Below are 645 nucleotides of genomic sequence, written 5' to 3'. Positions count from 1 at the left end.
TTTTTCTTTAGCTCTTCGTCAGGAATATCATGAACATTAATAAGTTGGTGGTCTTTATTCCAAATATCTTGTACTAACTGTTTATTTTTAAATAAGTCCCAGAAGTTTCTAGGGGCGTTATAGTGTTGTACTCCATTGTAGAACACTAGTGGGTATACAAAGGGTAAATGTTTACAATTCGGTTTTAAAGTTAAATGTCTTCCTATAATATCCATCATGTATTTCAAGAGCCTAAAAGCCATGAAGTGATCAGGAGTACTTTGATGCTCTAGAAGAATCCATAAATAACCGGTCTCATCATTAAACTTAGCAGAAAATAGAATATCAGATATAGAGTTCTTAAGATCGGCTTCAACAAAGCTTTCCTTTTCCATTTTAAGAGTATGGGAGGAAAACATAGCCTTAATCTCTTTTGGTAGATGCATTTCAAAGAACTCTTTAGCTACTATTGGATTTTCAAAAGCTTTGCGAATAAATGTATCATGTTTTGGTCTTTCATTAGACTTATTTTTAGCATCTGTTACTGACCTTAAGTTATGGGTATTTCTGTTATTTGATTCCATAATATTATTGATAATTTTGATACTATTTATTTACAGCTAATTTGCTGTGATTTGTACAAAGTCATAGTTTAAGTTATATATT

The 645-nt window shown here is 30.9% G+C and carries 1 protein-coding gene; it reads right to left on the bottom strand.

The window, feature by feature from the left end; genetic code table 11:
• Positions 1-563 (bottom strand): Rpn family recombination-promoting nuclease/putative transposase (locus A452_RS0107410; protein WP_017208714.1); only part of this gene is annotated, 563 nt, incomplete at its 3' end.
• Positions 564-645 lie beyond the last annotated feature (82 nt).

This window comes from Rickettsia australis str. Phillips (genome assembly GCF_000273745.1).
In the GTDB taxonomy this organism is placed as follows: domain Bacteria; phylum Pseudomonadota; class Alphaproteobacteria; order Rickettsiales; family Rickettsiaceae; genus Rickettsia; species Rickettsia australis.
This window is presented reverse-complemented; position numbering and strand designations above follow the sequence as displayed.